7 protein-coding genes are annotated in these 13,212 nt (G+C 40.2%); all 7 read right to left on the bottom strand.

What is annotated here, in order from left to right; translation table 11 throughout:
* Window position 1: 1 nt before the first annotated feature.
* The 7 genes from HDC90_RS12365 to HDC90_RS12335 all read right to left on the bottom strand — a co-directional run bounded on the left by HDC90_RS12365 (window position 2) and on the right by HDC90_RS12335 (window position 12,955).
* Window positions 2–2,338: a zinc-dependent metalloprotease gene (locus tag HDC90_RS12365; protein ID WP_184466786.1), complete on the bottom strand. Its 2,337-nt coding sequence runs from the start codon at window positions 2,336–2,338 to the stop codon at window positions 2–4.
* 14 nt (window positions 2,339–2,352) lie between these two features.
* Window positions 2,353–4,818 (bottom strand): zinc-dependent metalloprotease, encoded by a 2,466-nt coding sequence (locus HDC90_RS12360; RefSeq protein WP_184466784.1) that lies wholly within the window; start codon window positions 4,816–4,818, stop codon window positions 2,353–2,355.
* Window positions 4,819–4,891: 73 nt separating this feature from the next.
* Window positions 4,892–5,833: a putative zinc-binding metallopeptidase gene (locus HDC90_RS12355; protein WP_184466782.1), complete on the bottom strand. Its 942-nt coding sequence runs from the start codon at window positions 5,831–5,833 to the stop codon at window positions 4,892–4,894.
* 26 nt (window positions 5,834–5,859) lie between these two features.
* The gene (locus HDC90_RS12350; RefSeq protein ID WP_184466780.1) at window positions 5,860–7,371 is read right to left on the bottom strand and encodes a RagB/SusD family nutrient uptake outer membrane protein; all 1,512 of its coding nucleotides are present in this window, start codon (window positions 7,369–7,371) and stop codon (window positions 5,860–5,862) included.
* 4 nt (window positions 7,372–7,375) lie between these two features.
* Window positions 7,376–10,984: a SusC/RagA family TonB-linked outer membrane protein gene (locus tag HDC90_RS12345; RefSeq protein WP_184466778.1), complete on the bottom strand. Its 3,609-nt coding sequence runs from the start codon at window positions 10,982–10,984 to the stop codon at window positions 7,376–7,378.
* 160 nt (window positions 10,985–11,144) lie between these two features.
* The gene (locus HDC90_RS12340; protein ID WP_184466776.1) at window positions 11,145–12,305 is read right to left on the bottom strand and encodes a FecR family protein; all 1,161 of its coding nucleotides are present in this window, start codon (window positions 12,303–12,305) and stop codon (window positions 11,145–11,147) included.
* A gap of 68 nt (window positions 12,306–12,373) precedes the next feature.
* Window positions 12,374–12,955 carry an RNA polymerase sigma factor gene (locus HDC90_RS12335; protein ID WP_184466774.1) on the bottom strand — a complete coding sequence of 194 codons (582 nt, stop codon included), beginning with the start codon at window positions 12,953–12,955 and terminating at the stop codon, window positions 12,374–12,376.
* Window positions 12,956–13,212 lie beyond the last annotated feature (257 nt).

The following is a 13,212-nucleotide window of genomic DNA, read 5'->3' as shown; positions in this document are numbered from 1 at the left end:
TCTATTTTGCATTTAGTTCATTATTCATCATCATTTTCATTAGCTGAAAATGTTCCCTGGTTAATAAATCAGCATGTTCTTTGGCCATTTTAGCAATATGATCAGCTAAAGAAGAGGTGTAGCCATTTAAAACAACGCTGATTTCGCTGAGGCCAGAGCCAAGTTTATTTTTTGCAGCTAAGCTGATCAATCCCCGCACTGCTGTAGCCTGTATATTGCGCTGGTAGCTGTTTAGCGCCTTGTTCTTATCAAAATCTAAAAAAACATACCTATTGATAGCAGTAAATAAATCTTCGGTACCAAAAACGTCTTTCTGACCTGATTTTTCAGCGTCGATCAGATTTTGGATCAAATCGGCACTTACCAAATAATTTACTACCCTTACTGCGGTTTTCGTTACCAGGGTTTCTGTATTAGAACCATCTATGGCTTGCGCCCTGTCGTTCCGGGTCCAGGAAGGAACGCCTTTCAGTACATTGTTATATAAAAAAATAAAGGTAGCCTGCTGCCTGGCCTTAGGTGTATAAACAAAAGGAACACTGTTATAGCCTTTCATTACCGTGTAACGTTGTTTCCCACCAATATTGGGTAATACGCTGGTTACATACTGGTCGTAAGACATAATAAAATTTGCTGCGAGCAACATGTAGGTATCCCAGGTATCGTCTTTCATTTTGGCAGCAATTCCGTTTAATTTTGGATAAAAAGCAACGAGTTTATCAATGCCCAGCTGAGCAGCCTCGATATTTTGTGATGATAAATCTTTTGCCAGTGCCAGCGGGCTGCTTTTATCCTCTGCTGAGTAATAATAAAGGGGATTGATCTTACCTGAAGTTAAAAAAGAGGGCTGATTTTTACCTTCCTGAAACTGCCGGTAAGCCCAGTTAATAGCAAAGTGATCATAAGCGCCTATGCCCGGAATAAGCAGATTGCCATTAAACGTTTTGGTTGGAGGCATCAGGTAGTTAAACTCAAGATCGTCGGTAACTGAAGCTGTGAAACCATTTTTAGCTACCCAATTAGGATCACTAACCTGCTGAGGTGTAAATGCAGCACTTGCTGCATAGTTTGGCAGCATGCCCAATACCAGCGCCATAGCCTGGGTAGCCTTGAACTTTAATATGTCCTGACGCACCGCAGGGGCATAAGCATCTTTTTGAATGCGCACATCCTGCAACCCGCATTGTATAAAATATTTCTGCAATAAATTATCTATCACCGTATCTGAAAAAGTTATTTTAGCTGTTTTTATTTCGCCGGTACGCGGATCGTCAACCATTTCTACAGCAGCTAGCGGTGCTACACCGCCCCAGGCTACAACAACACTGCCTTCTTCCATTAAAACCTGCCCGCCATTTTCAGGGAGCACCACCCTGATCACGTTTTTAAATCCGGCGGTTTCAAAACACTTGTTCCATGCCAGTATGCCATCTTTAACTGCAGCCTGTAAAAATTTAGGAATTGATGAATGCAAATAAACCACTATAGGCCTTTGCGGCGAAACCAAAACACCGGCCTGGTATTTAGCTACATCTTCTGGTTTTACCTGAATATTCCATTTTTTGATCATATTCACCTTTTTCGCCGCATAGCCTGCTATGCCAAAATCAGTAAAGGAACGGGTATCAAAACCTATTCGCCTATCTGCTATTTTAATCGGCATCGGCACATCAGCAAGTTGCTGCAGTACCAAAGCCAACTGTACGGTAATTGCCTGATCTATTGGCTTGCCATTGTAATCGCGGCCAGGGTTATTCTGGGACCGATACACATTGAAAGCCACGCCATTGTTAATGGCCATTACGCCATCAACCCCCGATCTTGAAGCATCTGGATTGGCAATGAGATTATAATTCTTGAAAGAGAAAAGCTCACCACCATCAATCAGTTGTTTAGTGATATCTATAATGTAACTTCCGGTATCCTTACCTAAGGCTTCAATTCTGAAGGTATAATTAATTGGCGCCAAGGTTGAGCCACTTAGTAAAGTTGCCATCGCATCATTGTCTATCGCCTGCTCGCTGTAATTACTTTTAATCACATATAAATTTTCATCTCCTCCCTTAGTGAAACGTAAAACGCCAGAAGATTTAGAAATCGTGGAAGAACCATAGCGGATATCTCCCACAACCAAAAGGTCTTTGTTCAGTTGTTTCGAGCCAATTTGCAGGTAATATTTGTCGTCTAGCTGGTAAACAGGGAAAGTGCCGGCAACCACTTTCATCTTCTCTTTAAAGAATTTATCAAAGCTTAGTGGATTACCTGTTTTTGGTTGTTGTGCGGTAACTTGCAAAGCCAATGTTATACAGAACATCAACGTGGATAATATTTTTCTCATTTTTATATTACTGGTTATGAACTTTGTTGTGATTGATGGTCTGCCTTCCATTGCTGGATCATATCAGAAATAGCTTTAAGATGATCTTTGGAAACCTGATCCTTTTTTTTGGGTAAGGCTGAATCGCAAGATTGCTTAACCTTTTCTATTTGTTGCTTAAGCAGAACTGCAACATCGGCTTCGAAACTTGCAGGATTATAAACAGCCGTTAGTAGTTTATTTACATAAGAACGCTGTAGCATTTTCCTGTAGGCAGGTATTGGTGCAGAATTGTCAACATCTGCAAAAAGCCCCTGATAAATATCCTCCAAAAATTCGCTTACGGTATAAGGGTTTTGACCGACAATACGCTGATTTTTCGAAATAGCAGAAAATTTATAAAATATCTTACCCATAAATGTTTCATAATCTGCAGATACCTGTCCGTCAAAAACAAACCGGGTTTTATCGGTAATATTCTGGGGGAACATCCAAGACGGTTCCTGAAAATAATAGGTATTGATGAAAGCCATTGCTTCTTTTTGTGTAGACCTGCTTACTGGTACATAGTTGGGTTTGGCTTCTGCTACCAGCGATTGATCGGCATATCTGCCGCCGATGTTTTTCAAAACATGAGCGAGGTATTCATTATAACGACTGGCTACTGCACTGTGCATTTTTTTCATCATCGTAAAGTTTTGGTCGTCATCGCTTTCCAACCATTCTTCCATATTTTTCATGATGAGCTTTAAATTTTTTATGCCCAGGCTACCTGCCTGCATAGCATTGCTGCCCATATCTTCAGATTGCACCCGGGGATCGTAAAAATCGCCCTCAGGAAAATAAAACAACCTGGGATCAGACCGTTTTTGCGTAACCCAATTTTTCAATGCTTCTGCTTCTGTAAAGGCATCATTATCTTTAGGGAAATATTTATACCCCCACGATATGGCAAATTCATCATACACACCAATTTTGGGGAATAACTCTTCTGCAGTAAAACCATCTTCTGGCTGCGCTACATAGTTAAACCTCAGATAATCCATAATAGATGCTCCAAACCCGTTTTTAGCTACGTAATCGCGTTTACGCACACTATCTACATCATAACTGCAGCTACCTGCAAAATCATGTCGTAAACCCAAAGTATGGCCAACCTCGTGGGTGATTACCGTTTGGGCAAGCCGCCCCATGATATCTTTAGACAGTGGTAATTTTCGGGCATTGGTATCGTTGGCGGCACACATCACAAAATACCAACGCTGCAACAAATCGGTAATATTATTAAAAACGGCCACATGCGAACTTAAAATTTGACCGGAACGCGGATCTACAACCATAGGGCCATAAGCATTGGCCGTAGTAGAAGGCTTATAAGAAATAACCGAGTAATTGATGTTATCAATAGCGAAAGATGGATCTTCAGCGGGTGTTGGTTCCAATTTAGCTACAATTGCATTCTTAAAACCGATTTTCTCAAATACCTTTTGCCACGCATTTACGCCTTTAATAAAATAAGGTTTCAGGTATTCGGGTGTATTTTTATCGATGTAAAAAACAATCTGTTCTGCTGGTTCAACCAGTTCGCCATGCCTGAATTTTTCCAGGTCCTGAGGTTTTGGCTCCATTTTCCAGCGGGCAGCCAACAACTTTTCTTCTACCTTTAAAGGATTACTTATGTAATCTTTAATCGGTTTAACGAAATAACCTACCCTTTTATCGGCAAAACGCTGTTTCATCGGATTTTTGGGCAGCAAAAACCAGCTTGCACCGATTTCCCACGCTGTTGGCCCTGTTTCCAAAGGAACTTGAGTGTCTGGCTTAGATTGTGGTTCTACAGGTTCTGCAGAATTTAACTCAGGTTTAAGGGAACCCGCTCCATAAGCACGGAGCGAGCGGAAGACAGTGTTATTTTTGTAGCTTGTAATAGCCAACTGCTTAGAAAGATTAGCTTGATAGGCCCCTAACCCAAGCTCTTCTTTTGCCCCGTTAAGTGATAATATGGGCAGATCGGCATTAAGTGCAGGGGTAACATCGATTAAATTAGCATGGTCGGCCCGTGCAACGGTATTCAAGGTAAAAAAAACAGCCCTTTGCTTATCCTTCAATAGCTGGTAATAATCACCGCCATCTTTTTTGGGTGCAATATAGAACTGCGACTGCTCTATAAATATTGTACCATTGGTATTTTTGTTGAATTTGAATACCCCTTCATTTACCACATCGCCTGCAAATCCAAAACGTTTTCTAGGATCCCGGGCTACCTGCGCCGATCCTTTGTTGATCACGATCATTGCCAGAATATCCCGGTTGAGCAAAGAATCAGGCAGTTCCAGGTAATATTTATCTTCCTGAAGATAGATATTGAAAATACCCGTATGCTTTACAGCAGATGATTTTATGAAGGTTTCAATTGTAGGAAGTTCAGTGTTTTTTTGTGCCTGTGCCTGCATATACAGGCAAAAATGTGCCAACAATAATAACCTTATAACTCTTTTCATTTATATATGTGTTTAGAAAATGGTGCCGCGCATTAAAAAGCAGCACCATTTTGTTAATTAATCCTCTCCGGATTTACAGACCTCGCGATTTGTTACCGATAACCTGGGGGTCTACCTGATAGGTGTTAATGAAATAATTTCTAACAAGGTTGTACCGCTTTTTGATCAATCCATTGGTGTCTTTTGTTGGATTTAAGATACCTACCAAACTTGTATTGGTGTTTGGAACAGAACGATTTAAATCAGCCTCCGATAAAGTGACCATAGCCATTACGTATGCTGCCCAGTCAGTTGTAGCGCTAGAAGAAATATAGGTTCCCACAATCCCTTTACCGTATGCAACCGCCTGGCTGGCGTTACTTGAACTGTAATCTGCGCTTAGGATAAAATCGTTGGTTGCTTTGATCAGTCCACGATCATTAATACTTTGAAAGAAAACCTGATTTACCCTCGCCAAAAAAAATAACTTTTCCGCGGCGCTCATCTGATTTACCGTCGCATCTCCATAGTTGATATAGATATTATCATAACTATAGAAAGCTGGAATTTTCTTGGCGTTTCTTGTAGGTGTATAGACTGGGGTAAATACATAAGTGGTGTAAATAGAATCGACTTTACTACACAATAATAACTTTACGGGCATAAATTCCTTGAGAAAAGATTTGGGATAAAGCTTGAACAAGCTTTTATCTAACAAATCTAATTGTGCTGCAACCGCATTAGGGTCTGCAGCGGCAACATCTGTTCCAGTCCAAGGGCTTGGTGCATCGCTCGGTGTAGGTCTTCTCCACCCGGTAGGCGTCCAATAAGCATCTCGCTCTGTAAATTTATATAGTAAATAGCTCCCGTAGTTATTATAGTAATTTACTATCGTTTGATCAAAGGAGTTATTCCCCTGTGGTAACGTGTAAATCATGTTAACTCCAGATGGTGTTAACGACTCTTCAGCTTTTTTACAGGAGCTGACGCCAGCAAAAATGGCTATTAAAAGAAATATGTTCAAATAATTTTTCATGATCAAAAGGTTAAGATCTGTTAAGGTTATCTAGGATTTTGAACCAGGCTTGTATTCGCCGACATGGCAAAAGATGGAATAGGCAAGGCAAATAGCAGACTATTAGCCGCCAGGTTATAGGTGGCAGTCACATTATCTGTACCGGTAAAAACATGCGTTACACCTAGCCCCCATCGTTTAAGGTCAATAAAACGATGGCCATCTTCTAAACACAGTTCTCTTCTTCTCTCTTCCTGGCAAAATTTATAAAGCGCCTGCGCATCAGAAATGACTACTGGTACATAAGCGGTATTTCGAGTGTCATAACGACTTCTTCTAAGTGTATTCAGATCACTTAATGCCGCGTCTTTATCTGAAGTGTTTCCGCTATTCAAGTATTTTCTTGCGTACGCCTCCGCACGGTTCAAATAAATTTCTGCTACCCGCATTCCCTTTGCTCCTGATGCGGTCGTATTTAGCATATTTTTACCTGTCCTGTAAGCGAACTTACTGCCACTTGACGTAAAAAATTGAAAGAAATACTGATAACGTAAGTCACCATAGTTTGACGTTCCCGTCCCCTTATCGTACTGTGCAATCAGATCAGCCGATACGGTAAATGGTGGGATGGAGGATAAGAAATCTGCAGCAAACATACTTGGATAAACGCCCTGACAAATCCAGAGTATTTCTGGATTAGCAATATTATAGATGCCGTTGGGGGTAATTGATCCACCGGCACCTACTTGGCTGGCTAAAAAGGTTAATACCGGTCTATTTTCCAAAACACGACCAGCGCTTTGGATAGCCTTATCCCAATCGCCATCTGCCCCACGATAAAGGTAAAAGCGAGAAAGCAAGCCAGCGGCTACATCAGCGCCTACACGATATGAATTTACTGGCGTGTAATTACTGTTTCTTAACAGATCTTCTGCGGAGACCAAGTCTTTCTCAATCCGATCATACACCTCCTTTAAGGTATTTCTCGTTAAACCGCCATCACGTACTTGGCTACTTAATACCAGTGGCACACCTAATGCAGTGTTGGGATCTACGCCAGGCGCATTGTACATCTGACAATATAAAGTAGCTAGCTTCAGATAATAAAACGATCTTAAAAAAAGACACTGTCCTAATAGGGCATTTTTATTGGCAACAGTACCAGAAACTTTATCTAAATGATCGATGACTACATTACAACCCTTTATTTTTGCATAAGCGTTGCTGTAAACATTTTGTGCCGTTAGCGCAGTATTAACGCCATCAAACATCGTCGGATTAAAAGTGTACATCAAAGTAGCCTCTTGTACCTTCGCAAAGTAGGTAGCTACAGGAGCACCGTTAGTGTATACTAGAGGATTATTTTGAACATCGTCAGTTAAAGCATCAAAGGTTTCCATTGCGGCAATATAAGGATAGGCATCGCTATACATTAAAGCTTGCAAGTCCTCTGTAGAACCTGGGCGCATTTCATCCTGACTATACTCCTCTAGAAATTTCTTACATGAACAAAATGTCGTGGCGAGGAAGATGAGGTTATATAAAAATATCTTTTTCATTTCTTTAAAAACTAAGGTTTAGGTTTAGCGTATAACTTCTGGTGCGTGGTTGCCCCCCAAACGCAACTTCGGGATCTATTCCCCTAAAATTGGCATTATTGATCGAAAACGGATTAGACACACCACCACCTACAGCTATGTTTTTACATTTCAACTTTTTAACCACTGTTTCTGGCAAGATGTAACTCACATTCACGTTGTTACAACGCAAGCTTGTAGCGCTTACTACTCTATCCGTGCTATAGTTATAAAAAGTATATAAATTGTTCCCAGCTCTATTATCGCCGTTCGGTAAAGCTACATTAGGAAGTGTACCGTTAGGAAGTGCCGGAACAGTGGCGTTAGGGTTAGATGGTGTCCACCTATCTAAGATTAAACGTGAAAGATTTTCATACTCTGTTGGCAATCCACTATTGGTACTAGCATAGTTATATAAAGGTGCCAAAAAGCGGCTGCCACCTACTTGCAGGTAAAACGAACTACTTAGCGTAAGCATCTTATATCTAAAATTCATGCCCAGACCAGAAGTAAAATCCGGATCTAATTTCCCCATGTATTGCATAAAAGATGTAGGATCATTGGGATTGGCACCCGGTGCTAAAGAAAGATCGATCATAGGCTCGCCTGTAGCAGGATTTATTCCGGTAGTTTTGAAAGCATAGAACGCTGAAACCGGCTTACCTACCACATTTAATTGCCCTGAGGCAGCAGTTTGCCAGCTTACTACCTGCGGTCCGGTCTTGGTAATTTCATTGATATTTTTCGAAGTATTCAAGTTTACTGACCAAGTAAAATTTCTAGTTCTAACAGGCACAAAACCTGCAGAAACTTCGTATCCCGAATTCTTCATGGTTCCTCCATTTACATACATAGAAGTTACTCCGTATTCAGATGCTACATTCAAACTTGTAATGAGGTCCTTGCCACTTTTGGTATAGTACTCAAAAGTGCCACTTACTTTATTTTTAAAGAGGCTCCAGTCTAGTCCCAAATTTACACTCAGCGTTTGTTCCCAACGTAAATCGCCATAGGGTAGGTTTTTTACCGTTAGAAGTGCATCACCACTAAACGAATCTGTACTATTAGCAGCTGCTCCCGTAGGGATTTTAATGATCAGATCAGGACTTACATTAGCAGCTATATTACGCTGATACCCGAGTGAACTACGTAAACTTAAGCCACTTAGCCAATTAGTTTGTTCAAACCATTTCTCATTAGCTATATTCCAACGGAGACCTCCAGCCCAAACCGGGTTAAACTTTTCATTGGTAAATTGACCGAAACGATTAGACCTGTCATTTCTAACGCTAACGTTAACTACATATCTACTGTCATAAGAATAGCTAGCTGTTAGGTAAACGCCCATGGTATTTACTTTTCGATCAGTGATGCTTGGCGAATTCCCAACCAATAAGGTATTCACTGTTTTCAACGTGCCTACCGTAAGGGGTAAAGACGCAAAAGATTTTCCACGATCTCTTAGATAACCATAACTTGTAGCTTGATAGCCATCATATTGAGTAGCATTGGTTTCTATACCCAACATGGCACTAAAAGCATGTTTTTTAGCAAATACTTGGCTATAGGAAAGACTATTACGCCAGCCCCAAGTACGATTGGTGCTGTTAATCTCATTAAACTCGCCACCCACCGGCAATCTTGAGTTGATATAGGCCGCATCCGTAGGCTTAAGACCGTATTCGGCGTACCTCAAAGTTTTCGAAACATATTCTGTTTTTTCCGTTGCATAGGTAGATCCGTTAGTAGCAGAGGCGCTGTAACTGAATAAGGTTTGAAATCTCAAATTTTTCAGGATTTGATAGTTCACATCCATTACTGCATTTGTAGTCAAGGTATTGTTCACGTTACCCGTTTCATCCCTTTCATTGATAAAATTGAACAAATAGCCAGAACTGTTACGATAAAAACTTAGCTCTCCATTAGGATTATAAGCCGCAATTGCCCGGTTTACTTTAGAGGCGTAATCATAAGGTGATAGTTGATAAAAACCGTTGGTGACATTCTTAGAAGCAGATAAACGCAAACCTAAGTTTAGGTTTTTCCATAGTTGTGAAGTCATGGATAAGTTGCCTGTGAAACTACGCGTATCATTACCGATAGCGGTACCATTATTTGCGTTGTAACCAAAAGAAGAATAATACCTGGTGGATGCATTACCGCCAGAAATACCTAAGTTATGCGAGGTACTGATCGGCGTTCTAAACAACAGGCCGAACCAGTCGGTATTCACCGTTTCCATAGCAGCCACTTTGGCATTAAACTCGGCCTCATTGATCGTTTTTAAATACAAGTATTCATTTATCGCACCGGCGTAACCAATGCTGTTATTCACCGAAGGAGAAGTAAGCCCCCTGTCAAAGATTTCTCGAGATACAGCCACCCGTTCTTTAGAATTCATCAGGTTCAGTTTCTCATAACTCACCTTATCGGTTATACTGAAATTAGTGGAATAATTAATGGTTGGCGGTCCAACCTGTCCTTTTTTTGTCGTAATAACAATTACGCCATTAGCAGCACGTACCCCGTAAATGGCTGTGGCCGATGCATCTTTCAACACGGTTATTTCTTGTATGTCATTTGGATTTAACCAGCGGATAGAGTTTCCTACGAAATTTCGAATATAATCGAAGTTATCTGTAGTTATCCCACCAGCGGTATTCAGTTCCTGTGCTTTAAAAGGTAGCGGATCTTCCTGGATAATGCCATCTACCACCCATATTGGCTCTTGCGTACCGATTAACGTTGAAGTACCCCTCACCCTAACATTTTGCTTGGTACCGGCTAATCCACTTGGACTGGTTACTACCAAACCGGCCAATTTACCTTGCAATGCCTGCTCTAAGGTATTGATACCGTTAAAATTTAAGTCTTTTGCATTAATAGAAGCAACAGATCCTACTACATCGCTTTTCTTAAGCACCTGGTAACCGGTTACAACCATCTCTTCCATTTCTTTAACGGTTTCTGTAAGTGTTACATTTAAATTCTGGAGGCTGGTTACAGCAATCTCCCTGGATTGCATGCCGATATAAGAAAAAATCAGCGTAGCTTCTTTTTCATCCGATACTTTGATCTGGTAATGTCCGTCTTTATCCGTTACCGTCCTCACATTTAATTCCTTTGAAAGTACGGTTACTCCTGGCAGTGGCCGCCCACCCGGACCGGTTACCTGTCCACTTATCTCCCTGATTTTCGTTACAGGAGAAGATGAACTCCTGGGCGTTTGTACAACTTCTTTCGGTTTTACAATAATGGTTTTATTTTGAATAGAATAACTCAACGGCTGATCCTTAAAACAAGCTGCCAAGGCATTTTCTAGTGAGGCATTTTTTAAATTTATGGTTACAGGTTTTGCTTCGTTAATATGCCTGGAGGTGTATACGAAATCGTACCCTGTCTGTTTTCTGATTTCCTTGAAAACATCAATAATTTTTGCATTACTTTTTGATAGGGTAACAGTTTGTGCTTTACTACTACCTAACTGAAAGGCAAAAATGGTAAACAAAAGTATGGCTACCTTCGTTATAAAGCCCATATTTTGCCTAAAACGACAAGCGATTGGCTTATCGTCTATTGAAATGGATTTTTTCATACATTTGAATCGAATACCAATTGCGAGCGCAATGGCATTCCACTTTGTTTGGTTGTTTGGTTTAGTTGAATATCAATCTTCATTTATACCGCTCCAAATTTACAGCCGGGGGTGCTTCGTCTCACCTCCGGTTCTTTTTAGAACGTGTTTGTGTGCAATTTTATGGCATAACAATTACCCTCCTTCCTTCAATTTTGAAATGTACCCCACCTGTTTCTTCAAGCGATGAAAGCACATCCTGCAGTGGTTTATTTCTCGAGATCGCTCCACCGAAGCTTTCTTTAGTAACCGGCCCATTGTAAACTACTTCTATATTATACCACCTGGCAATATCCTGCATAATCCGTTCTATTCCCTCATTGCTGAACTGAAAATTCCCATTCTTCCATGCAACGGCCTCTTCCACTTCAACTTTATTCACATTTATAAGTCCATTTATTGCAGTTGCCTGCTCGCCAGGAACTAACTTTTTAGCGGTATTACCATCAACAACCCTTACGCTGCCCTCAAGCAATGTGGTTTTAAGCGATGGTTCGTTAGTATAAGCCCTTACATTAAAATGAGTACCGAGCACCTCGATAGATTTATTGTTAACGGTAATAATAAAAGGCTTCCGTTGTTTAACACCATTAACAGATGTGGTTACTTTTGCAACCTCAAAGTAAGCCTCGCCCTGTAGCTTCAAACGCCTCTCGAAGTTTGATGAAAAGTTTGCAGCAAGCAAAATACTACTTGCTGCATTAAGCCAAACCTTTGTACCATCTGGCAGTTCAACCTGGTAAGTACCCCCATTTGGCGTTTTAATCTCCATTTCTTTAGTTACAGCACTAGTTTTGTCTAAAGCAATGCCACTTCCATCCATATATTCCAGATCAGCAGAATCGATTTTTAAACCGAGTTTACGATTACTTAACTGCAAAATTTTACCACTAGACAGCTTCAAAGTTGCCATATTCGTTCCAGGCAAAATCTCGGCTTTAGTTTTATCAGGTGCAATAAGCAAGCTAAACCAACCAGATTGGTAAGCCAGATAACCAAAAACTACCAGCAGTATGGCTGCCGCACTTGTAAACCAGATCGGAAAAAGTTTAGATTTTAGAGGTTTTATTTTTTCGTCTTTAATCCCAGCGCTTATTTTGGAATAAAGACTTTTTTCCAATTCCTGGAAACCGGTATAATCAGTTTCCCGAAGATCCACTTCTTCATCATTAAAAGAAGCATACCATTGCTCGTAGAAGACTTTTTCTTCTTGCGTAGCGGTTCCTTTTTGCCACTTGTAGGCAATTTCAGGTATTGAGTAGGTTTTTTCGCGTTGATCCAATTTATATGCCGATTTAGCATATAGTCACACCAAGGCGGCCTTACCCTACATTGAATTTAAAATAAATTTTATTTTGAAAGAAGATATACAATTAATGGTAATCCAACGCCCAATTTATCCTTCAAAATTTTGAGCGCCCTGGTGATGTGAGCTTCGACTGTTTTTTCAGATACATTTAGTTCTTCGGCTATTTCTGCATTTGATTTATAGTTTTCCCTGCTCATTTTAAATATTAAGCGGCATTTAAGTGGAAGATTATTAATATGTTTATCTAATTCCTGCCTGAGCTCACGTTCAGAAAACCATAATTCCGTCGTATCAATCCCTTGTTCAACAATTTCTTCAAGCGATTTTTTTTCACCCTTATTAAAATGCCCCCTGCTTTGTTTGTTAATAACCTGGTATTTGGTTGCTGCACTTAAGTAGGTATTAAGCGTATACTTTATCTGCAGATTGGAACGCCGTTTCCAAAGACTTAAAAACACTTCCTGTACAATTTCCTCAGCTTCAGCCTGGTTAGCCAAACGATGATAAGCTACCGCAAATATTTTATCCCAAAATCTACGGTATACCTCCGTAAATGCACCTTGATCACCACTCTGTAAATGGGAAATTAGCTGGGTATCCGTAAAAGATTCATAGCTATTCATTGCCGTAGGAAAAGTTTTAGCAAATTAACTTATAAAACATCAAAAATCAACATAAACAGGTGTTATTTCATCACATTAAGTTTACATTACAAGGTTAATCTTGTCAAATTGAAAAGACATCATCATCATTATTAAATACAAATTAAACTCACGCTATTGTTGGTGCAACGAAGAATTACAGGTAGTATCTAAGCTGGGGACTCTAAATCATTAGATGTGGTTGAACAGATTACTGCCTAACATAAATATATCTACAT

It is taken from the genome of Pedobacter sp. AK013 (assembly GCF_014205835.1).
In the GTDB taxonomy this organism is placed as follows: Bacteria; Bacteroidota; Bacteroidia; order Sphingobacteriales; family Sphingobacteriaceae; genus Pedobacter.
The sequence above is the reverse complement of the archived record's forward strand: the minus strand, read 5'-3'. Positions and strand labels throughout refer to the sequence as shown.

Coding starts and splice junctions, on each gene's coding strand:
- HDC90_RS12365 (WP_184466786.1), bottom strand. CDS start 2,338: ATGAGAAAAATATTATCCACGTTGATGTTCTGTATAACATTGGCTTTG.
- HDC90_RS12360 (WP_184466784.1), bottom strand. CDS start 4,818: ATGAAAAGAGTTATAAGGTTATTATTGTTGGCACATTTTTGCCTGTAT.
- HDC90_RS12355 (WP_184466782.1), bottom strand. CDS start 5,833: ATGAAAAATTATTTGAACATATTTCTTTTAATAGCCATTTTTGCTGGC.
- HDC90_RS12350 (WP_184466780.1), bottom strand. CDS start 7,371: ATGAAAAAGATATTTTTATATAACCTCATCTTCCTCGCCACGACATTT.
- HDC90_RS12345 (WP_184466778.1), bottom strand. CDS start 10,984: ATGAAAAAATCCATTTCAATAGACGATAAGCCAATCGCTTGTCGTTTT.
- HDC90_RS12335 (WP_184466774.1), bottom strand. CDS start 12,955: ATGAATAGCTATGAATCTTTTACGGATACCCAGCTAATTTCCCATTTA.